We start from the raw sequence: 20,579 nt of genomic DNA, 5'->3' as shown, positions 1-20,579 counted from the left end.
GATCTTACTTCAGAACGCCCGCTTCCTTGTAAAAACGCTCCGCACCCGGATGCAGCGGAATGCCAAGGCTAGTGACGGCATTCTGGAGCGTGATCATCTTGCCTTTGGCGTGACCGGCATCGAGCGCGGAACGGGTCGCGTTATCCCACATCACCTTGGTGATGTTGTAGATGAGATCGTCCGGCTGCTTGGCGCTCGTCACCCATTGGGCGGCGACGGAGAGGGTCTTCGTCTCCCCTACGCCCTTATAAGTATCAGCCGGGACGACATCCCTGGAAAAGAACTTGTATTTTTCGAGAAGCTTGTCGGCTTCGGGACCGGAAATCGGCACCAGGGAGATGCCTTTCGAGGTGGCGAGTTCCGAGATGGCGCCGGTCGGGTAGCCACCAACGAAGAAATAGGCATCCAGTGCGCCGTCCTGCAAGCGTTCGCCTGACGGTCCGGGTTTCAGATGCTCCGCCTTGATATCCTTTTCCGTCAGGCCATAGGCTTCCAGCACGATCCGGGCATCGACGATGGTGCCGGAACCCGGCTCATCGATCGAGACGCGCTTGCCCTTGAGATCAGCCACCGATTTGATTCCCGCATCCTTGCGGGCAACGATATGGATGGTTTCGGGATAGAGCGTCGCGATCAGACGCAAATCCTCGACCTTACCCTTCCCCTCGTAAAGACCGGTCCCGGTATAAGCCCAAAAGGCAACGTCCGACTGGGTGAAGCCGGATTCCAGTGAGCCGCTCTTGATCGCATTGATATTGGCAACCGACCCGTTGGAGGACACAGCGGTGGCGACCAGACCCGGTACTCCCTTATCACCCTGACCGGAAATGGCATTGGCGATCAAACCGCCGATTGGATAGTAGGTTCCGGCGGTGCCGCCGGTTCCGATGCGGAAGAAGGCCGGTGTCTGGGCCACGGCGAACCCCGCTGCCAACACCAGAGAACCAAGGACGGCGCCAATCGAAAACCGGCGCATTTTCTTGCCGAATCTCATCTCTTTCCCCTTTTCACAAACTATTGATCGTCTACGAGAGGATGGAAATGCCGGCTTGTCAATATTTATTCCTTTTGTGAAACCACGCTGGCGCGGTCTACTCTCTTTCCTGCCGCTCCCGCCGCAGCTTGGTCCAGTAATCCAGCCGCTTGCGGATTTCCCGCTCGAAGCCGCGCTCCGGCGGATCGTAAAAGGTCCGCCGGCCCATGGCTTCGGGGAAATAGTCCTGGCCGGAAAAGGCGTCGGGCTGGTCATGGTCGTAGGCGTAGCCCGCGCCGTAGCCCTCGCCTTTCATCAGCTTGGTCGGCGCGTTGAGGATGTGCTTGGGCGGTACGAGCGAGCCGTTTTCCTTCGCCGCGCGCATCGCGGCTTTGTAGGCCGTGTAGACACCGTTCGATTTCGGCGCGGTCGCGAGATAGACGCAGGCCTCCGCCAGCGCCAGTTCGCCCTCGGGCGAGCCCAGATAATCATAGGCGTCCTTGGCGGCGTTGGCGATGACGAGGGCCTGGGGATCGGCAAGGCCGATATCCTCGGACGCCATACGCACCAGCCGCCGGCCAAGAAAGAGCGGATCTTCGCCCGCATCGAACATGCGGCAAAGATAATAGAGCGCGGCGTCCGGGTCCGAGCCGCGCACCGATTTGTGCAAAGCGGAAATCAGATTGTAATGGCCGTCCTGGCTCTTGTCATAGACGGGCGCGCGGCGCTGCACGACCTCCTGCAACTCAACGGCATTGAAGGTTTCGCCCTCGCGCGCGGCGCGCCAGACCTCCTCGGCAAGCGTCAGCGCCGCGCGGCCATCGCCATCCGCCATGCGGATAAGGCTCGCCCTGCCCTCCTCGTCGAGCGGCAGCTTGCGCCCTTCGCTCTCCTCGGCGCGGTCAAGAAGCGTCGCGATGCTCTCCGCATCATGCGGGTGAAACGTCAGCACACGGGCGCGGGAGAGCAGCGCGGCGTTGAGCTCGAAGGAGGGATTTTCCGTCGTGGCGCCGATCAAGATAACCGTGCCGTCCTCCATGACGGGCAGGAAACTATCCTGCTGCGCGCGGTTGAAGCGATGGATTTCATCCACGAAAAGCAACGTCTGGCGACCGGACATGCGGCGCATACGGGCGGCCTCGAAGACCTTTTTCAAATCGGCGACGCCGGAAAAGATGGCCGATATCTGCTCGAAGGCGAGATTGGTCTCGCCGGCGAGCAGCCGCGCAACGGTCGTCTTGCCGGTGCCGGGAGGCCCCCAAAAGATCATCGAGCCGAGGGCGCCCGATGCGATCATGCGGGTGAGCGTGCCCTCCGGACCGGTCAGATGCCCCTGTCCCGTCACCTCTGAGAGGTGGCGGGGGCGCATACGGTCGGCAAGCGGCCTGTTGCGGTCGGCCTGAGGATCGGCACTGGCTGAGAAAAGGTCTGTCATGGCTCTTTGAGCCTCTGTTAAGCCGCATAATCTTATCCGAAAAGTCTGCAACTTTTCGGGACCATGCTATATCTAGGAACTAGCGGATGTATTGTCGAATGATGGCGCCGTTGCGCTCGAATTCGAAGCGCCACAGGAGGCTTGTTCCCGCGGCGAGAACATTTGTCAGTTCTCCCAACGAGCCGATCTCCACGCCATTAACGCGGCGTACGATATCGCCCTGGTGCAAATTAAGCCGCGTTGCCGGAGAGCCCTGGTACAGGCCGGTGATCACCACGCCATGCGCCGTGTGGGGCAAGCGGAACTGCCGGGCGATGGCCGGCGTCAGGTCGGCCACCTCCGCGCCGGCGAGCGGGCTTTCTTCGAGCAGTTGCGCATTGACAGCGACGGGCTTGGGCGGCACTTCCAGTACCACCGGCACTTCGCGCTGCGCAGCCCCCCTCAGCACATTCAGCGTAAGCGTGCTGCCGACACCCGCCGTCAATGTGCGATAAAGCAGGGAATCCGGGTCTTCGACGCGCGCGCCGTTGGCTGACAAGATAAGATCGCCTATCTTCAGCCCCGCCTTTTCCGACGGCCCATCCTTGTCAAGCGCCGTGACCAACGCGCCATAGGGTTGCGAAAGACCTAGGCTTTCAGCAACGTCAGGCGTAACCGCCTGAAACGTCGCGCCTATGAAAGGGCGCGCGAAGCTCTTGTCGCCCTTTTTCGCCGCTTCGACAACGGCGCGCACCATGTTCGACGGGATGGCGAAGCCGATACCGACCGAGCCACCGGAACGCGAAAAGATCGCGGAGTTGATGCCGATCAACTCACCCGCCATGCCGATGAGCGCGCCGCCGGAATTGCCCGGATTGATGGCCGCATCGGTCTGGATGAAGAAGTCGAGATCCGAAATGCCAACCCGTGTGCGCGCCTGCGCCGAGACGATGCCACTCGTTACCGTCTGCCCGACACCGAAGGGATTGCCGATCGCCAACACCAGATCGCCGACCTCCACATTGTCCGAATTGGCGAGCGGAATGGTCGGAAAAACCTCCTTCGAATCGAGCTTCAGGATCGCCAGATCGGTCTCTTCGTCCATCAGCAAAATATGGCTTGCGAACTCACGCCCATCGGCAAGCGCCACCTTGATGTCATTCGCACCCTTGATCACGTGATAGTTGGTCACCACGATGCCGCTAGGATCGACGATCACGCCGGAGCCCAGCGAAGCCTCGACACGCGGGCGGCGGCCGGGTTGGCGGTTAAAAAACTGCTCGAAGAACGGATCGCCGGCCAGGGGCGACCGGGTGGAAACGCGCGCGGCATAGACATTCACGACAGCGGGCGCGGTCTTCTTGACGAGCGGCGAGAAGGACCACTGGATCTCCGCGCGGCTCGCTGGAACGGTCTTCACGGCCGGCGCCGAAGCAGACAGCGCTGCCTTATCCGTATTGGGATCATCTCCACCGAGAAAACCCTTGATCGTATCAGTGAGCGCCCCGCCTGTGCTCTTCTCCTGCGCGAAAGACGGGTTCATGGGGAGCGAAAGAACGGCAACCGTCATCGCCACCGCCAGCAGGCCGGCAATCCTGGAGGAACGGAAAGGCATCAGCGAACTCCTAAATCGATGTCAAGCGCATAAGTAGGAAGCGCATAAGTAGGAAGCAGATTCGCACGGGCCAAGCCATATGCCATGAAGTCTCTAGACCGGAGATTTCCCTGCGTATCGGTCCGTTGCCCTGATGAGTTGATCAAGAATGCCCGGTTCCGTGGTGGCGTGGCCGGCGCCTTCCACCAGATGGAACTCCGATCCGGGCCATGCCTTGTGAAGAAGATAAGCGTTCTTGACCGGACAAGGCATATCATAACGGCCATGGACGATCGTGCCGGGGATGCCTGCCAGACGATGAGCATTACGGAGAAGCTGGCCGTCTTCCATCCAGCAATCATGAGTAAAATAGTGATTTTCCAGCCGGGCAAAAGCGAGCGCAAAGTGTCCGTCGGCATAGGTTTGCGAGAATAAGGGGTTGGGCAGGAGCGTAATGGTTTCTCCTTCCCAAAGGGTCCAAGCCTTCGCCGCCTCGATCCGCACTTCGGGTTCGGCGGAAGTGAGACGTTTGCGATAGGCGGCAATCATATCGCCGCGCTCCTCCTCCGGAATGGGAGCCTGAAATTTTTCCCATTTCTCGGGAAACATTTCCGAGACGCCAAACTGATAATACCAATTCAGTTCCGCCTTGGTGAGCGTGTAGACGCCTCGCAGGATAAGTTCACTCACGTGATGGGGATAGGTTTGGGCATAAGCCAGCGCGAGGGTCGAGCCCCATGAACCGCCCAGTACCAGCCATTTATCGACACCGGCCATTTCGCGCAGCCGTTCCATGTCGGCCACGAGATGCCATGTCGTGTTGGCTTCCAAAGATGCATAAGGTGTGGACTGACCGCATCCTCGTTGATCGAAAAGCATCACATCATAACGATCCGGATCGAAAAGCCGCCGATAATCAGGATTTATCCCGCCGCCGGGACCGCCATGCAGAAAAACGGCGGGTTTACCGCCGGGGCGCCCTACTCTTTCAAAATAAATCGTGTGGCCATCGCCGACATCGAGCGTACCGCTCTCATAAGGCTCGACTTCAGGATACATGGTGCGCAAGGCCTGCATAGGTGCTCCCCATAGCCGGATCATGTTCGCGTATACGAGATGGGTCGTCTTTAATCAATGCGGTCGCGTCGTGAGGCCACTCGTTCATTAACCAATGCAAAAACGATTACGCCGCTTCGCCCTTGGCGACCTTTGCGTTAGGCATCCCGCTCAACGAAACACTTCGCCACGCGACAGCATTTCGATCATCTTTGCCATGAGATTTCGGCGCGTCTCCTCCTTCTTCGCGGTGTGAAGCCGGTGGTACATGGAATAGAGTTGACTGCGCTTGAGGCTGTCAAACGTCGTCTTGGCCGCGGTATTTGCCGCGAGCGCAGCCAAAAAGATTTCGGGAAATTCCATCGCGGCACTTCCGGCATAGGCCGCGTCCCACCGTCCATCGGCTTTGGCGGCGGCTACCTCTTTCAAGCCGGGTTCCCGCATCCTGCCTTCCGCGACAAGCCTTTCCGCATGGTCCCGATTGATCTTCGACCAACCGGATTTTGCTCTTCTGGGTGTAAAGCGCTGAAACCAGGACGTCTCGTCATTGGACTTCTTGATACCATCGATCCAACCCCACGCTATGGCTTCGATGACGGCCTCGCTCCAACTCACCGATGGGGTGCCTGATGATTTCTTGTATAATTTCACCCAGATTTCACTTTCCCGCGCATGATGGAGGGCGAGCCACTCCGCGAAGTCGGCCGTTGTTGCGAAGGAGAGTGTGCGGGTGACATCGATATCCATCATCGCTCCAGCGGTTCGCTTTGCCAAATGAGAAACAGTCTAAAGAAAAAGGGGCCTCGCGGCCCCTCGTTCATTCTCAATGCAAAAGCGATTAAGCCGCTTCGGCCTCGGAGGCTTCCGCCTCGGTGCGGGCGTGGTCCTTGGCGCCCTTGGCGTCGACATCGCGCTCAACGAACTCGACAACCGCCAGAGGCGCGTTGTCGCCGGCGCGGAAGCCGGCCTTCATGATGCGGATGTAGCCGCCGTTGCGCGTCGCGTAGCGGGTAGCCAGCGTGTCGAACAGCTTGGCAACGAGCTTGGCATCGCGGATCGCTGAAATCGCCTGACGGCGAGCGTGCAGATCGCCACGCTTGCCGAGCGTTACCAGCTTCTCCACGATCGGGCGAATTTCCTTGGCCTTGGGAAGCGTCGTTACGATCTGCTCATGCTCGATCAGCGAAGCGGCCATATTGGCAAACATCGCCTTGCGGTGGCTGGCAGTCCGGTTCAGCTTGCGGCCTGAATTACCGTGGCGCATGAGCCTTCTCCTTCAATTTTCTCTGCGGCGTTCTGCCGGCAATTCTCAATATTGGTCTTCGTAGCGCTTGGCGAGATCTTCGATATTCTCCGGCGGCCAGGACGGGATTTCCATACCCAGATGGAGGCCCATGGATGCCAGAACTTCCTTGATCTCGTTCAGCGACTTGCGGCCAAAGTTCGGTGTCCGCAGCATCTCGGCTTCCGTCTTCTGGATCAGGTCGCCGATATAGACGATGTTGTCGTTCTTCAGGCAGTTGGCCGAACGTACCGACAGTTCCAGCTCGTCCACCTTCTTTAGGAGCGCCGGGTTGAAGGCGAGTTCCGCCACCTGCTCCTGCGGCATTTCCTTCTGCGGCTCGTCGAAGTTGACGAAGATCGCAAGCTGGTCCTGCAGGATGCGCGCGGCATAGGCGACTGCATCCTCGCCTGATATCGAGCCGTCCGTCTCAATATTCAGCGTAAGCTTGTCATAGTCGAGAACCTGGCCCTCACGGGTGTTCTCGACCTTATAGGACACCTTGCGCACCGGCGAATAAAGACTATCGACGGGAATGAGCCCAATCGGTGCATCCTCGGCGCGGTTACGATCTGCCGGGACGTAGCCCTTGCCGGTGTTGACGGTGAATTCCATGCGAATTTCCGCGCCCTCATCGAGCGTGCAGATCACGTGGTCCGGATTGAGAATCTCGACATCACCGACCGTCTGGATATCGCCGGCCGTCACCACGCCCGGACCTTCCTTGCGGACGACCATGCGCTTGGGACCATCGCCTTCCATCTTGATGGCGATTTCCTTGATGTTGAGCACGATATCGGTCACATCCTCACGCACGCCGGCGATGGAGGAGAACTCATGCAAAACGCCATCAATCTGCACCGCGGTGACGGCAGCGCCGCGCAGCGATGAAAGCAGCACGCGACGCAGCGCATTGCCAAGCGTCAGGCCATAGCCGCGCTCAAGCGGCTCGGCAATGACGGTCGCCTTCGTCTTCGAACCCGTGGTCTGGAACTCAACCTTGTTCGGCTTGATCAGTTCCTGCCAGTTTTTCTGGATCATTTGCTTTTCCTTGTCCTTGCCTTCACCACCATCCAATCGTGGTGACAGAGCGTGGAACCGCAGAGGAGCCCAGAGGGCTCATACGGTTAAAATCGCAGATAGGTTTAGACGCGGCGCTTCTTGCGCGGGCGGCAGCCATTGTGCGGGATCGGCGTCACATCGCGGATCGAGGTGATCGTGAAGCCGGCAGCCTGCAAGGCGCGAAGCGCCGACTCGCGGCCGGAACCCGGACCGCAAACCTCAACTTCGAGCGAGCGCATACCATGCTCCTGCGCCTTCTTGGCGCAATCCTCAGCGGCCATCTGCGCGGCGAACGGGGTCGACTTACGCGAACCCTTGAAGCCCTGCGCACCGGCGGAGGACCAGGCAATCGCATTGCCCTGCGCATCCGTGATGGTGATCATCGTGTTGTTGAACGTCGAATTGACGTGAGCAACACCCGACGAAATGTTTTTACGTTCGCGACGGCGAACGCGTGTGGCTTCCTTGGCCATGATAGTCCTTCCGTTGATCTCAACGCCGCCGTAATACCAGCGACTACACCGAGCAAGGGCAGTAGGGCAGTAAGGGAATAAGGCAGTATGTTAGGTGCAACTTCTCACCTACTGCCTTATTGCCCTACTGCCCTACTGCCCTACCCATTACTTCTTCTTGCCGGCAATCGCCTTGGCAGGGCCCTTGCGGGTGCGCGCATTGGTATGCGTGCGCTGACCGCGGACCGGGAGCGAGCGGCGATGACGCAGGCCGCGATAGCAGCCAAGATCCATCAAACGCTTGATGTTCATCGAAACTTCGCGACGCAGATCGCCCTCGACCTGATAATCGCGGTCGATGGCCTCACGGATCTGAAGCACTTCAGCATCGGTGAGCTGATGAACGCGACGCTCCGCGGGAATGCCGACTTTCTCGACGATTTCCTGAGCAAATTTCTGTCCAATCCCGTGGATATACTGAAGCGCGATAACCACGCGCTTGTTCGTCGGGATGTTGACGCCAGCAATACGAGCCACGCCTGTTCTCCTTAAATGTTGCCGTCCTGTCCGGACTACTCGGTATCTTCGTTTCGCCGCAAATCCGGACGGAAAACCGCTTCACACTTTTCCTGGATTTACTCCAAACCGGGCAGCATAAAATGCCCGGTATAGGCTTTTGTTATTTTCGCCCACACCGACCATTCAAAACGAGATGAATTGGTGCAGTCATTGGCGGAATCGCCGGGAAAAGTCAACTCCCCGGGAATTCTTTTTGAAATACCCTGTCAATAGATCAGGCGGGTATCAGTATTTTTTCTATCTCGGCGGTCACGTCGCCAACATCGGCCATGCCGTTGACCACTTTCAACTCGCCCGTCCCGGCATAATAGGCTGACAAGGGCGCGGTCTTCTCGCGATATTCCACCAGACGCTTGCGGAACGCTTCCGGATTATCATCGGAGCGTACGCTGCCGCCGGCGGCAGTCGTTTCCGCGACCCGGTTCTCCATGCGGCGGATCAGGGCGTCCTCATCGACTTTCAGTTCGATCACTGCGTCGAGTCGCTGACCCTTCTCCTCCAGCATCCGGGCAAGCGCCCTGGCCTGCGGAACGGTGCGAGGATAGCCATCCAGAATGAAGCCTCTTGCGCAATCGTCCGCGTCGATCCGCTCCGAAACGATCTGATTGACGATCTCGTCGGAAACCAGTTGTCCGGCATCCATCACCGCCTTGGCGCGCTTGCCAATCTCCGTTTCGTTAGCCACCGCCGTGCGAAGCATGTCGCCGGTGGAAAGCTGAGGGATGGCGTATTTTTCAGCTAGATACTTGGCCTGTGTCCCCTTGCCCGCTCCCGGAGGACCAAGAAAAATCAGTCTCATTTGTTGCGCTTCCCTCCCCGGAGCTTTGATTTCTTGATGAGCCCTTCATACTGATGGGCAATCAAATGTCCCTGGATCTGCGCAACCGTATCGAGCGTCACGCTGACCACGATGAGCAATGAAGTGCCGCCAAGGTAGAAAGGAACGCCAGTAGCCGAAATCAGAAACTCAGGCAGAAGGCAGACCAGTACGATATAGATGGCGCCGACAACCGTAATACGCGTCAGCACGTAATCGATATACTCCGCCGTCCGCTCGCCTGGGCGGATGCCCGGAATGAAGCCGGAATGCTTCTTGAGCTGATCGGCCGTATCCTTCGGATTGAAGACGATCGCGGTATAAAAGAAGCAGAAGAATGCCATCAGCGCCGCGTAAAGCGCCATATAGATCGGCTGTCCGTGGCCGAGAGCAGCAAGAACCGATGTCGCCCAGCCGGGCATGGTCTGCGTGTTGGCAAAGCCCGCGGCGGTTGCCGGCAGCAAGAGAAGCGACGAAGCGAAGATCGGCGGGATGACGCCGGCCGTGTTGAGCTTCAACGGCAGGTGCGAGGTATCGCCCTGGAACATGCGGTTGCCGACCTGGCGCTTCGGATACTGGATCAGAAGCCGGCGCTGCGCCCGCTCGACAAAGACGATGACGGCGATGAGCACGACGGCAAGAACAATGACGCCCAGGATCAATGCAGTGGAAAGCGCGCCCGTGCGGCCAAGTTCCAGCGTGCCTGAAATGGCGTGCGGCAGGTTCGCGACAATGCCTGCGAAAATGATCAGCGAAATGCCGTTGCCGATGCCGCGCGCGGTGATCTGCTCACCCAGCCACATCAGGAACATCGTGCCGCCCAGGAGCGTGATGACCGTGGACACGCGGAAGAACAGGCCGGGATCCAGAACGATGCCATTGCCAGATTCAAGACCAGCGGCGATAGCGTAAGCCTGAACGGTCGCGAGCAGCACCGTACCGTAGCGCGTATATTGATTGATGACCTTGCGGCCCTGCTCCCCTTCCTTCTTCAAATTCTCAAGCGCCGGCACGACCGAAGTCATGAGCTGCACGATAATTGAAGCGGAGATGTAGGGCATGATGCCCAGCGCAAAAATGGCCATACGGCCAACCGCGCCGCCGGCAAACATGTTGAAAAGCCCAAGCACGCCCTGGCTATGCTGCTGGAATGCCTGCGCCAGCGCCTCAGGGTTGATTCCGGGAAGCGGAATATACGTGCCGAACCGGTAGACAAGCAGCGCACCCAGCGTGAACCAGATTCGCCTTTTCAGCTCTTCGGCCTTCGAAAAAGCGGAAAAATTTAAGTTGGATGCAAGCTGTTCTGCAGCCGATGCCATGGAAGATCTCCGGTTTGTCCCCCGCCAACGGAGGGCGGTCCTATCCCAGATATGTGCAATAGCACAAAGGTGCAAGCGGTGGTACGCAACCACCGCTATACAACTTTATGTTTTATTCGGCAGCGGCAGCGACTTCCGGCAATTTCACCGAGCCGCCCGATTTTTCGATCTTCTCGATCGCAGCCTTCGAGGCGCCCGCAAGGTCAAAGTTCACCTTGGCGGTGATTTCGCCATCGGCGAGCAGGCGTACACCATCCTTCGTGCGGCGGATGATACCGGCGGCCTTGAGAGTCTCGGCGGTCACCGTCTCCTTCACGTCGAGCTTACCGGCATCAATCGCCTGCTGAACGCGGCCGACGGAAACGGTATTGAAGCTTTTGGCAAAGATGTTGGTAAAGCCGCGCTTCGGCAGGCGCCGATAGATCGGCATCTGGCCGCCCTCGAAGCCGTTGATCGCGACGCCCGAACGGGACTTCTGCCCCTTCACGCCACGGCCGCCAGTCTTGCCGGTGCCGGAACCAATACCACGGGCGACACGCTTGCGAGCCTTGGTTGCACCAGGCTTATCACGCAGATCGTTGAGTTTCATTTTTTCCAATCTCCCGCGTTATCAGACCTCGTCCACGACGCGGACGAGATGCTGAACCTTGGCGATCATGCCGCGCACGGCCGGAGTATCCTCCAGCGTACGGCGGCGGTGCATTTTGTTAAGACCCAGACCAATCAGCGTCGCACGCTGCTCGGCCGGACGACGGATGGGGCTGCCAGTCTGTTCGACCGTAACCGTCGCGCCCTTCTTCTTCTCAGCCATCACTTATATTCCTTATCCCGCAAGGCAGACTTATTCTTCGCCACCGACCACATGCAGGCGGCGAGCCTGGAGGGTCGAGTACTTGATGCCGCGCTGCGCAGCCACATCCTTCGGATGCATCTGGTGCTTGAGCGCATCGAAGGTGGCGCGAACCATGTTGTACGGGTTGGACGAACCGAGCGACTTGGCAACGACGTCCTGCATGCCGAGCGTCTCGAAGACAGCGCGCATCGGGCCGCCGGCGATGATGCCGGTACCGGGAGCAGCTGCACGAAGAAGCACCTTGCCGGCGCCATGACGGCCTTCGACATCGTGATGAAGGGTACGGCCCGAGCGCAGCGGAACGAAGATCAGATCACGCTTGGCGGATTCAGTCGCCTTGCGGATCGCCTCCGGCACTTCGCGCGCCTTGCCATGGCCGAAGCCTACGCGGCCCTTCTGGTCACCAACCACGACGAGCGCGGCGAAACCGAAGCGCCGGCCACCCTTGACGACTTTGGCGACGCGGTTGATGTGGACGAGCTTGTCAACGAATTCGCTGTCGCGCTCCTCACGACCGCCTTCGCGGTTACGTTCTCTCTGTGCCATTTCCTAGTTCCTTTTTCTTTTCCGGAAGCACAATTAAAAAAAGCATAGCCCCTGTGGCGGGACTATGCGGCTAAACTAGAAGCTCAGGCCCGCTTCACGGGCAGCTTCGGCCAAGGCCTTGACACGGCCGTGGAAAATGAACGACCCACGGTCGAACACGACTTCCTTGACCCCAGCCTTGACAGCGCGTTCGGCAACAAGCTTGCCGACGGCGGCGGCGGCGTCCTGATCCGCGCCGGTCTTGAGCTTGCCCTTCAACTCGCCATCGAGGGTCGAGGCGGCAGCGAGCGTGACGCCGCGCTTGTCGTCGATGATCTGAGCGTAGATGTTCTTCGAAGAGCGATGCACGCTAAGCCGCAGACGGTCGCCGGAGACCGCCTTGAGCTGACGGCGAACGCGCGATGCGCGACGCTGAATAGTTTCTTTCGGCGATGCCATGACGCGGGTTCCTTACTTCTTCTTACCTTCTTTGCGGACGATCTTTTCGCCAGCATATCTAACGCCCTTGCCCTTGTAGGGCTCAGGACCACGATATTCGCGGATCTCCGCAGCGACCTGGCCGACCTGCTGCTTGTCGATGCCGGTGACGACGATTTCCGTCGGCTTCGGAACGGCAACGGTGATTCCAGCCGGAACCTCGTAGATGACTTCGTGGCTGAAGCCCAGCGAAAGCTGCAGGTTCTTGCCCTGCATCGCCGCGCGGTAACCGACGCCTGTGATCTCGAGCTTCTTCTCGACGCCATCCTTCACGCCGGAGAGGATGTTGGCGATCATCGTGCGGGACATGCCCCACTTCGAGCGCGCATCCTTCGACTGGTCGCGCGGATCGACCTGAATCGCGCCGTCTTCCAGCTTCACCAGCACTTCATCGTTAACGACGAACGACAGTTCGCCCTTCGCGCCCTTGGCCTTGATGGTCTTACCATCGACGGTGGCGGTTACGCCCGCCGGGACCGGCACGGGTTTTTTACCGATACGAGACATTTTTATACCTGTCCGTTTATCTTGATTTCCGCATAGGCCTTATCCAAAAAGTCTGCAACTTTCTGGGGTTATGCGGTGCTACTCAACCGCATCAGAAGATGCGGCAGAGCAGCTCACCACCAACGTTCTGTTCGCGAGCCTCGTGATCCGCCATAACGCCCTTCGGCGTCGACAGGATCGAGATACCAAGACCGTTTGCGACCTGCGGAATGGACTTGACCGACACATAAACGCGACGGCCAGGCTTCGAAACGCGGGTGATCTCGCGGATCACCGGTGCGCCTTCATAATACTTCAGCTCGATTTCGATCTCGGCCTTGCCGTTTTCGAATTCGGTCTGGCTGTAGCCGCGAATATAACCTTCGGACTGAAGCACATCAAGGACGCGGGCGCGAAGCTTGGAAGCAGGCGTTGAAACCTTGCTCTTTTTGCGGCCGATCGCGTTGCGGATGCGGGTCAGCATATCGCCGAGAGGATCTGACATAGACATGGGGCTTCTCCCTTACCAGCTCGACTTGACCACGCCCGGAACCTGGCCGAGCGAACCCAGCTGGCGGAGCGCGATACGCGACATTTTGAGCTTGCGGTAGAAACCGCGCGGACGGCCCGTAACTTCGCAACGATTGCGGATACGGACCCTTGCAGAGTTACGCGGCATTTCAGCAAGCTGAATGGTTGCGCGGAACCGCTCGTCCATGGGAAGGCTCTGGTTCATAACCACTGCCTTCAACCGTGCACGCTTTGTTGCGTAACGCTTAACCAACTGCTCGCGGCGCTTGTTCTTTTCGACTGCGCTAGTCTTGGCCATTTCAATTACCTCGCTACGCTTGCCGTTACTGCCGGAAAGGGAAGTTGAAAGCACGCAGCAGAGCGCGCGCCTCATCATCCGTCTTGGCGGTCGTGCAAACGATGATGTCCATGCCCCAGATCTGATCAACCTTGTCGTAGTTGATCTCCGGGAACACGATGTGCTCCTTGACACCCATGGCAAAATTGCCACGACCGTCAAAGCTTTTCGGGTTCAGGCCGCGAAAGTCACGAACGCGCGGAAGCGCGATGGTGATCAGACGGTCCAGGAACTCGTACATACGATCCTTGCGGAGCGTAACCTTGGCGCCGATCGGCATATTCTCGCGAACCTTGAAGGTCGCGATGGAATTGCGCGCATGCGTGATTACCGGCTTCTGGCCGGCGATCTGGGCGAGATCACCGGCGGCAACCGCAGGCTTCTTCGAGTCAGCCGTTGCTTCACCGACACCCATATTCAGCACGACCTTGTCGACGCGCGGAATCTGCATCTCGTTTTCATATTTGAACTGCTCGAGAAGCGCCTTGCGGACTACGTCCTGGTAATGCTTCCTCAAGCGCGGTTCGATTTTTACCTCAGCCATCGATCAGCTCTCCAGAACGTTTTGCCACGCGCACCTTCTTGCCATCCTGCTCGATGCGGAAACCGACGCGAGTAGGCTTCCCATCCTTGGGATCGGCAACGGCCAGATTAGACAACTGGATGGGGGCTTCCTTGGAGATGATGCCCGCTTCCTGCGTCTGGGTCTGGCGCTGATGGCGCTTCACCATGTTGATGCCGCGCACGACGGCCTTTTCTTCCTTCGGAGCGACGCTAAGCACCTCGCCCGTGCGTCCCTTGTCCTTGCCGGCCAAAACGACGACTTTGTCGCCTTTGCGAATCTTCTGCATCGTCTCGTTCCCTTACAGAACTTCCGGAGCCAGCGAGATGATCTTCATATGGTTCTTGGCGCGAAGCTCGCGCGGAACCGGTCCGAAGATACGGGTGCCGATAGGCTCTTTCTTGTTATCGATCAAAACGGCGGCGTTCTTATCAAACCGGATAACGCTGCCATCGGCGCGACGGATATCCTTGGCGGTGCGCACGACAACCGCCTTCATCACGTCACCTTTCTTCACGCGGCCCCGCGGAATCGCTTCCTTGATCGAAACGACGATGATGTCGCCGACCGAAGCATATTTCCGCTTCGAGCCGCCCAGCACCTTGATGCACATGACACGACGGGCGCCGGAATTATCCGCGACGTCGAGGTTTGTTTGCATCTGAATCATGACTGGCCGCCTTCTTTTCTTTCAGCCGGACCGGACGTTCCGCCCTGCCCTCAGACTCTATTGTTTATTAGGCCGCAGGAGCGTCGGTAACGACGATCCAGCACTTGTCTTTCGAAATCGGCTTCGATTCCTCAATGGAAACGAGGTCACCGACCTTGAACTGGTTATTCTCGTCATGCGCCTTGTACTTCTTGGACTGGCGCACGGTCTTCTGGAGGAGCGGGTGCGAATAGCGCCGCTCGACCTTCACGACAATGGTCTTGTCGTTCTTGTCGCTGACGACAACGCCCTGCAGAACGCGCTTAGGCATGATATTCTTTCCTTATGCCTTGCTTTCGGCCGCTTTCTGGCGGGCGATAGTCTTGATACGTGCGATATCCCGGCGAATCTCTTTGACTCGCGCGGTCTTTTCGAGTTGGCCGGTCGCCTTCTGGAAGCGCAGGTTGAACTGCTCCTTCTTCAGCTTTGCCAACTCATCATTCATCTGGTCAGGGGTTTTCCCCCGAACTTCCGCGGCTTTCATGGCTGCCTCTCTTATTCTGCGATGCGCTGAATGAAGCGCGTCTTGATCGGAAGCTTCGCGGCTCCGAGTCGGAGCGCCTCCCGTGCCACGTCTTCCGGTACTCCGTCAAGCTCGAACATGATACGACCGGGGGCAACACGCGCCGCCCAGTAGTCCACGCCGCCCTTGCCCTTACCCATGCGGACTTCAGTCGGCTTCGAGGTAACCGGCAGATCCGGGAAAATACGGATCCAGACCCGGCCCTGACGCTTCATCTGACGCGTGATCGCGCGGCGGGCCGCTTCGATCTGACGCGCGGTAACGCGATCCGGCTCCATGGCCTTCAATCCGAAAGCACCGAAATTGAGCTCCGTACCGCCCTTCGACGCGCCGTGAATACGGCCCTTGAACTGCTTTCGGAACTTTGTGCGCTTAGGCTGCAACATTGTTCTCTACTCCAAAATTCTTGCCCGCAACCGACCGGATCAGGCGTTTTCGCGACGGCGACCGCCCGAAGGTCCCTGGGCATCGCCCTCGATCTGGCGACGTTCGGAAGCCATCGGATCGTGCTCGAGGATTTCGCCCTTGAACACCCAGACCTTGACGCCGCAGATGCCGTAAGCGGTCTTCGCCTCGGCCGTGCCGTAGTCGATATCGGCGCGCAGCGTGTGCAATGGAACGCGGCCTTCGCGGTACCATTCCATACGGGCGATTTCAGCGCCGCCGAGACGGCCCGAGCAGTTGATGCGGATGCCTTCGGCACCCAGGCGCATCGCGGACTGCACGGCGCGCTTCATGGCGCGACGGAATGCCACACGGCGTTCGAGCTGCTGCGTGATCGACTGGGCGATCAGCGTGGCGTCGATTTCCGGCTTGCGCACTTCAACGATGTTGAGCGCCGCATCGGAATTCGTCATCTCGGAAAGCTTCTTGCGCAGCTTTTCGATGTCCGCGCCCTTCTTGCCGATGATCAGACCCGGGCGAGCCGAGTGGATCGTGACGCGGCACTTCTTATGCGGGCGCTCGATGACGACCTTGGAGATCGCGGCCTGCTTGAGTTCTTCCATCAGATACTGACGGATTTTCAGATCCTCATGCAGCAGCTTGCCGTATTCGCCGGTATTCGCGTACCAACGCGAATCCCAGGTGCGATTGATGCCGAGGCGCAAGCCGATCGGATTAATCTTCTGGCCCATTATGCGGCCTCCCCTTTTTCCGCGGCTTCGCGGACGACGATGGTGAGATGCGAGAATGGCTTCTCGATCCGGCTCGCACGGCCGCGACCACGGACATGGAAGCGCTTCATGACGATCGACTTGCCGACATAGGCTTCCGCGACGACCAGAGCATCGACATCGAGATCGTGATTGTTTTCAGCGTTGGCGATCGCCGATTCGAGCGTCTTCTTCACCGTTCCGGCGATCCGCTTGCGCGAGAACGTCAGATCGGCCAGAGCCGCACTCACCTTCTTGCCGCGGATCAAGCTCGCCACCAGATTGAGCTTCTGCGGGCTGACACGGATCGTGCGGGCGACGGCTTTCGCCTCGTTATCCTTAAGCTGGCGCGGAGCCTTAGCCTTGCCCATCGTTATTTCCTCTTCGCCTTCTTGTCCGCGCCGTGACCGTAATAGGTCCGGGTCGGAGAGAATTCACCGAACTTGTGTCCGACCATTTCCTCGGACACGGAAACCGGCACATGCTTGTTGCCGTTATAAACGCCGAAGGTCAGGCCGACGAACTGCGGCAGGATCGTGGAGCGACGGCTCCAGATCTTGATGACCTCATTGCGACCGCCGTCACGTACCTTCTCAGCCTTCTTGAGAAGATAGCCGTCGATGAACGGGCCTTTCCAAACTGAACGAGCCATTTCAGACTTCCTCTCTTACTTCTTGCGCTGATGACGCGAACGCATGATGAACTTGTCCGTCGCCTTGTTGGAGCGCGTCTTCTTGCCCTTCGTGGGCTTGCCCCACGGAGAAACAGGATGGCGGCCACCGGAGGTACGGCCTTCACCGCCGCCGTGCGGATGGTCGACAGGGTTCATCGCGACGCCGCGAACGCTCGGACGCTTGCCGAGCCAGATACGGCGACCGGCCTTGCCCAGGCTGATGTTGCCATGATCCGGATTGGAGACGGCGCCGACCGTTGCAAGGCAGGAGCCGTGAACCAGACGCTGCTCGCCGGAGTTCAGGCGAAGGATCGCCATGCCCTGGTCGCGGCCCACGAGCTGCGCATAGGTACCGGCGGAGCGGGCGATCTGACCGCCCTTGCCCGGCTTCATCTCCACATTGTGGATGATGGTGCCGACCGGCATCGCGGAAAGCGGCATCGCATTGCCGGGCTTCACGTCAACCGACGCGCCGGCAATGACCGTATCGCCGACGGCGAGACGCTGCGGCGCCAGGATGTAGCTCAGCTCGCCATCCGCATAACGGATGAGCGCGATGAAAGCCGTGCGGTTTGGATCGTATTCCAGACGCTCGACAGTCGCGGCAACATCGTGCTTGCGGCGCTTGAAATCGACGAAGCGATAGGTGCGCTTGTGACCGCCGCCCTGATAGCGGGCGGTGATACGACCGGTGTTGTTACGTCCGCCCTTCGAGTGCAGGCCTTCGGTCAGGGACTTGACCGGCTTGCCCTTGTAGAGCTCGGAACGATCCACGAGAACCAGCTGGCGCTGGCCTGGCGTGGTGGGATTAAAATGCTTGAGTGCCATTGTCTTTTACTCCACGGCCTCTCAAAGACCAGTCGAAACGTCGATGGATTGGCCTTCGGCAATCGTCACGACCGCTTTCTTGACATCGCTCTGGCGTCCGATGATGCCCTTGAAGCGCTTCACCTTGCCCTTGCGCACTGCCGTGTTGACAGCGGTTACCTTGACGCCGAACAGCGCTTCGACCGCAGCCTTGATTTCCGGTTTCGTCGCCTTGCGGGCCACGTTGAACACCACCTGGTTATGTTCGGAAACCATGGTGGACTTCTCGGTGATGACAGGGCTGACGATCACGTCGTAGTGGCGAAGATCAGTCATTTGAAACGCTCCTCGAGTGCCTCGACAGCCGCCTTGGAAAGCACGAGCTTGCCGCGACGAAGAATGTCGTAGACGTTGATGCCCTGCACCGGCAGAACATCGATATTCGGAATGTTCGAAGCTGCGAGGCGGAAGTTCGCATCGATCTCGGCGCCGCCGATAAGCAGCGCATTCGAGAGGCCGAGCTTGGCGAACTGCGCCGTAAGCTGCTTGGTCTTGGCTTCCTTCGAGGCCAGATCGTCGATGACGATCAGGTCCGAAGACTTCAGCTTGGCCGAAAGCGCATGACGCAGGCCGAGAGCGCGAACCTTCTTCGGCAGCTCATGCTCATGGCTGCGGACAACCGGACCGTGAGCCTTGCCGCCGCCGCGGAACTGCGGAGCGCGAGCGGAATGGTGACGAGCGCGGCCCGTACCCTTCTGCTTGTACATCTTCGCGCCGGTGCGGGCGATTTCCGAGCGGCCCTTGGCCTTGTGCGTGCCCTGCTGGCGGCGCGCAAGCTGCCAGCGGATGACGCGCTGAAGGATATCGTCGCGCGGATCAAGACCGAAGATCTCGTCGGAGAGCTTCACCTTGCCGGCATCTTCGCCTTCAAGAGTTGTAATCGTGAGATCCATTATTCGGCTCCCTCAGTCGCTGCGGCCGTTTCCGGCTCCGACGACACTGCTGCTGACTGTGCGGCCTGACGGAGCGCGGCCGGCTTCGGCGCATTCGCGGGCAGCGAAATCTTCACGGCGTCGCGTACCAATATCCAGGCGCCCTTCGAGCCCGGGACGGCGCCGCGAACCAGAATGAGGCCGCGGTCGGTATCGGTCGACACGACTTCAATGTTCTGCGTCGTCACGCGGGTCTGGCCCATGTGACCGGCCATCTTCTTGCCCTTGAACACCTTGCCGGGGTCCTGGCGCTGGCCGGTCGAACCGTGCGCGCGGTGGGTAACCGAGTTACCATGCGAGGCGCGGTGACCACCGAAGTTGTGGCGCTTCATCGAACCGGCAAAGCCTTTACCGATCGAGGTTCCGGTCACGTCGACCTTCTGGCCGGGAACAAAATGTTCCGCCGTGATCTCGGCGCCGACATCGAGAAGATTGTCCGGCGAGACGCGGAATTCGGCGACTTTCGCCTTGGGCTCCACCTCGGCCTTCGCGAAATGACCGCGCAGTGCCTTGGACGTGTTCTTTACCTTGGCAAGTCCAACACCAAGCTGGACAGCCGTGTAGCCGTTCTTTTCAACTGTACGCTGAGCCACCACGTGGCAGTTCTCCATGCGGAGAACCGTCACCGGCACATGCTCGCCGGCGTCGTTATAGACGCGAGTCATGCCCAGCTTCTGTGCAATAACACCTGAACGCATCGGGTTCGTTCCTTCCGTCCTCAAGCTTTACAGCTTGATCTCGACATCGACACCAGCGGAGAGGTCGAGCTTCATCAGCGCATCGACAGTCTGCGGGGTCGGGTCTACGATATCGAGAAGACGCTTGTGCGTGCGCATCTCGAACTGTTCGCGGCTCTTCTTGTCGATGTGCGGCGAGCGGTTGACCGTGAACTTCTCGATCCGGGTCGGAAGCGGGATCGGTCCGCGCACATTGGCACCGGTACGCTTGGCAGTCGACACGATTTCCCGCGTCGAAGCGTCAAGGATCCGATGATCAAACGCCTTGAGGCGAATGCGGATGTTTTGACCGTTCATTTCATCTGTTCCTTGTTACGCGGGACGCCTGCTGTCTTCTTGATCACGATCTTTTTCAAAAACCGTTCCCCGAAGCAGGCGCCCCTGCACAATCTTTATTATTCGACGATCTGCGAGACAATGCCGGCGCCGACGGTGCGGCCGCCTTCACGGATAGCGAAGCGCAGCTTCTCTTCCATTGCGATCGGCACGATCAGCGTCACGTCCATCGCCACGTTGTCGCCGGGCATGACCATTTCCGTGCCTTCCGGGAGCGTCACCACGCCCGTCACGTCGGTCGTGCGGAAGTAGAACTGCGGACGGTAGTTGGTGAAGAACGGCGTATGACGGCCACCTTCGTCCTTGGT

Annotated in this window: 33 protein-coding genes; all 33 read right to left on the bottom strand. The window is 59.2% G+C overall.

Annotation, left to right across the window (positions count from 1 at the left end):
• Positions 1–4 precede the first annotated feature (4 nt).
• Positions 5–994, bottom strand: a complete 990-nt coding sequence (locus C7477_RS14595; protein ID WP_110753487.1) for a TAXI family TRAP transporter solute-binding subunit — start codon at positions 992–994, stop codon at positions 5–7.
• A 97-nt stretch (positions 995–1,091) separates the two neighbouring features.
• Positions 1,092–2,408, bottom strand: a complete 1,317-nt coding sequence (locus C7477_RS14590) for a replication-associated recombination protein A (protein WP_110753485.1) — start codon at positions 2,406–2,408, stop codon at positions 1,092–1,094.
• A 79-nt stretch (positions 2,409–2,487) separates the two neighbouring features.
• Positions 2,488–4,002, bottom strand: coding sequence for a DegQ family serine endoprotease (locus C7477_RS14585; RefSeq protein WP_110753483.1), 1,515 nt, complete (start codon positions 4,000–4,002; stop codon positions 2,488–2,490).
• A gap of 93 nt (positions 4,003–4,095) precedes the next feature.
• Complete coding sequence (gene pip / locus C7477_RS14580) at positions 4,096–5,058, bottom strand: prolyl aminopeptidase (protein WP_110753481.1); 963 nt, start codon at positions 5,056–5,058, stop codon at positions 4,096–4,098.
• Positions 5,059–5,208: 150 nt separating this feature from the next.
• Positions 5,209–5,787 carry a YdeI/OmpD-associated family protein gene (locus tag C7477_RS14575; protein WP_110753479.1) on the bottom strand — a complete coding sequence of 193 codons (579 nt, stop codon included), beginning with the start codon at positions 5,785–5,787 and terminating at the stop codon, positions 5,209–5,211.
• A gap of 88 nt (positions 5,788–5,875) precedes the next feature.
• Entirely contained in the window at positions 5,876–6,301 is a 426-nt protein-coding gene (rplQ, locus tag C7477_RS14570) for a 50S ribosomal protein L17 (protein WP_110753477.1), read from the bottom strand.
• A gap of 45 nt (positions 6,302–6,346) precedes the next feature.
• Positions 6,347–7,360 (bottom strand): DNA-directed RNA polymerase subunit alpha, encoded by a 1,014-nt coding sequence (locus C7477_RS14565; protein WP_110753475.1) that lies wholly within the window; start codon positions 7,358–7,360, stop codon positions 6,347–6,349.
• Between the two features lie 104 nt (positions 7,361–7,464).
• Entirely contained in the window at positions 7,465–7,854 is a 390-nt protein-coding gene (rpsK, locus tag C7477_RS14560) for a 30S ribosomal protein S11 (protein ID WP_110753473.1), read from the bottom strand.
• Between the two features lie 147 nt (positions 7,855–8,001).
• Positions 8,002–8,370: a 30S ribosomal protein S13 gene (gene rpsM, locus C7477_RS14555; protein WP_110753471.1), complete on the bottom strand. Its 369-nt coding sequence runs from the start codon at positions 8,368–8,370 to the stop codon at positions 8,002–8,004.
• A 256-nt stretch (positions 8,371–8,626) separates the two neighbouring features.
• The gene (locus C7477_RS14550; RefSeq protein ID WP_110753469.1) at positions 8,627–9,211 is read right to left on the bottom strand and encodes an adenylate kinase; all 585 of its coding nucleotides are present in this window, start codon (positions 9,209–9,211) and stop codon (positions 8,627–8,629) included.
• The gene (gene secY, locus C7477_RS14545) at positions 9,208–10,548 is read right to left on the bottom strand and encodes a preprotein translocase subunit SecY (protein WP_110753466.1); all 1,341 of its coding nucleotides are present in this window, start codon (positions 10,546–10,548) and stop codon (positions 9,208–9,210) included. The genes C7477_RS14550 and secY overlap by 4 nt, the downstream gene beginning before the upstream one ends.
• Before the next feature lie 112 nt (positions 10,549–10,660).
• The gene (gene rplO / locus C7477_RS14540; RefSeq protein ID WP_110753464.1) at positions 10,661–11,137 is read right to left on the bottom strand and encodes a 50S ribosomal protein L15; all 477 of its coding nucleotides are present in this window, start codon (positions 11,135–11,137) and stop codon (positions 10,661–10,663) included.
• Positions 11,138–11,158: 21 nt separating this feature from the next.
• Positions 11,159–11,359 (bottom strand): 50S ribosomal protein L30, encoded by a 201-nt coding sequence (gene rpmD, locus C7477_RS14535; protein WP_110753462.1) that lies wholly within the window; start codon positions 11,357–11,359, stop codon positions 11,159–11,161.
• 30 nt (positions 11,360–11,389) lie between these two features.
• A complete protein-coding gene (rpsE, locus tag C7477_RS14530) occupies positions 11,390–11,947 on the bottom strand; it encodes a 30S ribosomal protein S5 (RefSeq protein WP_110753460.1) in 558 nt (185 codons plus the stop codon).
• Positions 11,948–12,022: 75 nt separating this feature from the next.
• Positions 12,023–12,385: a 50S ribosomal protein L18 gene (gene rplR, locus C7477_RS14525; protein ID WP_110753458.1), complete on the bottom strand. Its 363-nt coding sequence runs from the start codon at positions 12,383–12,385 to the stop codon at positions 12,023–12,025.
• Between the two features lie 12 nt (positions 12,386–12,397).
• A complete protein-coding gene (gene rplF / locus C7477_RS14520) occupies positions 12,398–12,931 on the bottom strand; it encodes a 50S ribosomal protein L6 (protein WP_110753456.1) in 534 nt (177 codons plus the stop codon).
• Between the two features lie 91 nt (positions 12,932–13,022).
• Positions 13,023–13,421 carry a 30S ribosomal protein S8 gene (rpsH, locus tag C7477_RS14515; RefSeq protein ID WP_068881781.1) on the bottom strand — a complete coding sequence of 133 codons (399 nt, stop codon included), beginning with the start codon at positions 13,419–13,421 and terminating at the stop codon, positions 13,023–13,025.
• A gap of 12 nt (positions 13,422–13,433) precedes the next feature.
• On the bottom strand, positions 13,434–13,739 hold the full coding sequence (gene rpsN, locus C7477_RS14510) for a 30S ribosomal protein S14 (RefSeq protein WP_110753454.1): 306 nt from the start codon (positions 13,737–13,739) through the stop codon (positions 13,434–13,436).
• Positions 13,740–13,764: 25 nt separating this feature from the next.
• The gene (gene rplE / locus C7477_RS14505) at positions 13,765–14,322 is read right to left on the bottom strand and encodes a 50S ribosomal protein L5 (RefSeq protein ID WP_110753452.1); all 558 of its coding nucleotides are present in this window, start codon (positions 14,320–14,322) and stop codon (positions 13,765–13,767) included.
• A complete protein-coding gene (rplX, locus tag C7477_RS14500) occupies positions 14,315–14,629 on the bottom strand; it encodes a 50S ribosomal protein L24 (RefSeq protein ID WP_110753450.1) in 315 nt (104 codons plus the stop codon). The genes rplE and rplX overlap by 8 nt, the downstream gene beginning before the upstream one ends.
• Before the next feature lie 12 nt (positions 14,630–14,641).
• Positions 14,642–15,010: a 50S ribosomal protein L14 gene (gene rplN, locus C7477_RS14495; RefSeq protein ID WP_068881785.1), complete on the bottom strand. Its 369-nt coding sequence runs from the start codon at positions 15,008–15,010 to the stop codon at positions 14,642–14,644.
• Positions 15,011–15,077: 67 nt separating this feature from the next.
• Positions 15,078–15,320, bottom strand: a complete 243-nt coding sequence (gene rpsQ, locus C7477_RS14490) for a 30S ribosomal protein S17 (RefSeq protein WP_110753448.1) — start codon at positions 15,318–15,320, stop codon at positions 15,078–15,080.
• A gap of 12 nt (positions 15,321–15,332) precedes the next feature.
• The gene (rpmC, locus tag C7477_RS14485; RefSeq protein ID WP_110753445.1) at positions 15,333–15,533 is read right to left on the bottom strand and encodes a 50S ribosomal protein L29; all 201 of its coding nucleotides are present in this window, start codon (positions 15,531–15,533) and stop codon (positions 15,333–15,335) included.
• Positions 15,534–15,544: 11 nt separating this feature from the next.
• A complete protein-coding gene (rplP, locus tag C7477_RS14480; RefSeq protein ID WP_110753443.1) occupies positions 15,545–15,958 on the bottom strand; it encodes a 50S ribosomal protein L16 in 414 nt (137 codons plus the stop codon).
• Between the two features lie 39 nt (positions 15,959–15,997).
• The gene (gene rpsC, locus C7477_RS14475) at positions 15,998–16,708 is read right to left on the bottom strand and encodes a 30S ribosomal protein S3 (RefSeq protein ID WP_110753441.1); all 711 of its coding nucleotides are present in this window, start codon (positions 16,706–16,708) and stop codon (positions 15,998–16,000) included.
• A complete protein-coding gene (gene rplV, locus C7477_RS14470; RefSeq protein WP_110753439.1) occupies positions 16,708–17,097 on the bottom strand; it encodes a 50S ribosomal protein L22 in 390 nt (129 codons plus the stop codon). The genes rpsC and rplV overlap by 1 nt, the downstream gene beginning before the upstream one ends.
• A 2-nt stretch (positions 17,098–17,099) precedes the next feature.
• The gene (gene rpsS / locus C7477_RS14465) at positions 17,100–17,378 is read right to left on the bottom strand and encodes a 30S ribosomal protein S19 (RefSeq protein ID WP_105744282.1); all 279 of its coding nucleotides are present in this window, start codon (positions 17,376–17,378) and stop codon (positions 17,100–17,102) included.
• A 15-nt stretch (positions 17,379–17,393) separates the two neighbouring features.
• A complete protein-coding gene (rplB, locus tag C7477_RS14460) occupies positions 17,394–18,227 on the bottom strand; it encodes a 50S ribosomal protein L2 (protein WP_110753437.1) in 834 nt (277 codons plus the stop codon).
• A gap of 21 nt (positions 18,228–18,248) precedes the next feature.
• Positions 18,249–18,542 (bottom strand): 50S ribosomal protein L23, encoded by a 294-nt coding sequence (locus C7477_RS14455; RefSeq protein ID WP_110753435.1) that lies wholly within the window; start codon positions 18,540–18,542, stop codon positions 18,249–18,251.
• On the bottom strand, positions 18,539–19,159 hold the full coding sequence (rplD, locus tag C7477_RS14450; RefSeq protein WP_110753433.1) for a 50S ribosomal protein L4: 621 nt from the start codon (positions 19,157–19,159) through the stop codon (positions 18,539–18,541). The genes C7477_RS14455 and rplD overlap by 4 nt, the downstream gene beginning before the upstream one ends.
• Positions 19,159–19,896: a 50S ribosomal protein L3 gene (gene rplC, locus C7477_RS14445; protein WP_110753430.1), complete on the bottom strand. Its 738-nt coding sequence runs from the start codon at positions 19,894–19,896 to the stop codon at positions 19,159–19,161. Before rplC ends, rplD begins: the two co-directional genes overlap by 1 nt.
• A 27-nt stretch (positions 19,897–19,923) precedes the next feature.
• On the bottom strand, positions 19,924–20,232 hold the full coding sequence (rpsJ, locus tag C7477_RS14440) for a 30S ribosomal protein S10 (RefSeq protein WP_002964363.1): 309 nt from the start codon (positions 20,230–20,232) through the stop codon (positions 19,924–19,926).
• Positions 20,233–20,330: 98 nt separating this feature from the next.
• Positions 20,331–20,579, bottom strand: a 249-nt coding sequence (locus C7477_RS14435) for an EF-Tu C-terminal domain-related protein (RefSeq protein ID WP_483474997.1), incomplete at its 5' end; no start/stop codon positions are given.

Origin of the sequence: Paramesorhizobium leguminum (genome assembly GCF_003217235.1) — a bacterium.
GTDB classification, from domain to species: domain Bacteria; phylum Pseudomonadota; class Alphaproteobacteria; order Rhizobiales; family Rhizobiaceae; genus Paramesorhizobium; species Paramesorhizobium leguminum.
The sequence above is the reverse complement of the archived record's forward strand: the minus strand, read 5'-3'. Positions and strand labels throughout refer to the sequence as shown.